This window comes from Vulcaniibacterium thermophilum (genome assembly GCF_007923255.1).
In the GTDB taxonomy this organism is placed as follows: domain Bacteria; phylum Pseudomonadota; class Gammaproteobacteria; order Xanthomonadales; family Xanthomonadaceae; genus Lysobacter_F; species Lysobacter_F thermophilum.
Map to the genome: position 1 here is coordinate 1 of NZ_VOHJ01000072.1, position 1,673 is coordinate 1,673.

The 1,673-nt window shown below is 77.5% G+C and carries 1 protein-coding gene and 1 pseudogene; both read right to left on the reverse strand.

From position 1 onward, the window contains the following. A partial coding sequence (locus FQY64_RS14585) for a BatD family protein (protein WP_186761052.1) occupies window positions 1–1,364 on the reverse strand: 1,364 nt, incomplete at its 3' end. A gap of 1 nt (window position 1,365) precedes the next feature. Next, a pseudogene (locus FQY64_RS14890) lies at window positions 1,366–1,673 on the reverse strand (hypothetical protein); the annotation flags it as partial.

Genomic DNA, 1,673 nt, shown 5'->3' on the forward strand with positions numbered 1-1,673 from the left:
TCGAGCGCGCGCCGCAGGTCGCTCACCGTGGCGCGCGGGGCCGGCGCCGCGCCGTCCGTCCGCGCCGGCTCGCGCGGCGCGTGCGCGGCGCGCCGCTGCAGCGCCCACACCAGCGTCGCCAGCCACAGCGCGACGAACGCGAGGGTGGCGAGGATCCAGCCGCGCGCGGGCGCGTGCGAGGGCCGCGCCGGCGCCGGTTCGGACGACGACAGCACCGGCCCGGCGGCGGCGGCCGGGCGGCTTGCGCCGCGCACCTGCAGCGTGAGCGCGGGCAACGCGGCGACGCGCGTGCGGTCGGCGCGCACGTCCCACCACGGCACGCGCGGGCCCGGGACGGTCAGCACGCCCTCGCGGCCCGGCACGATCGCGAACCGGCGGGACACCACCGCCTGCGGGCGGCCGTCGACCAGCCGCTCGGTCACCTGCGGCGGATCGGGGAACACCTGTGCGCCTGCGGGGGCCTCGAGCCGCAGCTCGGGCAACTGCGCGGCGCCGGCGCCGTCGGCGCTCATCTCGACCACCACCGTGGCCGCCTCGCCCACCCTCGCCTGCTGCGGCAGCGTGCGATGGCGCAGATGCAGCGCATGCAACGGCAGCCACGGCTGCGGCGCATCGGCCGGCAACGGCTGCACCTGCAGACGCTGCGGCCGCGCCTGCGCGCTCACGGCATCGCCGGCGCGGCCGAACAGGTCGTCGAACAGTCCCGGTGCGGTGCGCCCCTGGAAGCGCGCGGGCGGCACCGCGAGCGTGCCGCTGCGTTCGGGCACCAGCAGGTAACGGCGCTCGAACACCTGGTAACGCCGGCCGCCGATGTCGCGCGTGTACATCGCGTCCTCGCCCACACGCTGCAGCGCGGCGCCTTCGGGCGCGGGCTGGTCGAGCTGGCCGGACAGGATCGGCGTGGCCGAGTACAGCCGCACCACCCAGGCCACCGTCTGCTGCACGTGGGGCGTGGCGTCGTCGGCGCCGGATTCGATGAAGATCGGCGCGCCCGCCTGCACCGGCGCCGGCGCCGCGCCGGCATCGACCCGCAGGGTGAGCGGCGCGGTGCGCGATCCGGCCACGGCGAGCGCCGGCACCACCAGCGTGCCGGCGCGCCGCGGGCGCAGGGCCACCGCGTACTCGGTCCATGCGACGAAGCGCCCGTTGCTGCGCTCCACGCCGCGGCGGCTGGTGTGGCCGCTGGTCTCGAAGTCGCGCTGCAGGGGCCGGTAATCCGGCGGCGCGGCGGTCGCGCTCGGCACCTCGACGGTGAGCGTCACCGTCTCGCCGAGCGCGATTCGGTCGCGGTCCAGCCGCGCCAGCGGCTGCGCCAGCGTCGGAAGCGGGATCAGGGCCAGCAGCAGCGTCAGCAGCAGGCGCACGTCATTCCACCTCGCCGCGCAGACGGCGGCGTTCGTACTCGATGCGGAATTTTTCCGCGAGCAGGCTGCCCGGATCGTCCTGCACGCGTTTGAGCCAGGCTTCGTTGGCGATGCGGCGCTCGCGCGCGACGGGATCGTCGCGCTCCGGCGCGCGGCGATCGCTGGGCGTGCCCTGCGTGCGCGTGCCGCCCTGACGCAGCGCCTGTTCGATGCGCGCGCGCTGCGCGGCGTCGGCCGCCCGCTGCGCCTGCGCGTCCGGCGGCGGCATGCGCGGCGGGGCGGGATCGCGCGGCGTGCCGCGACCGCGCT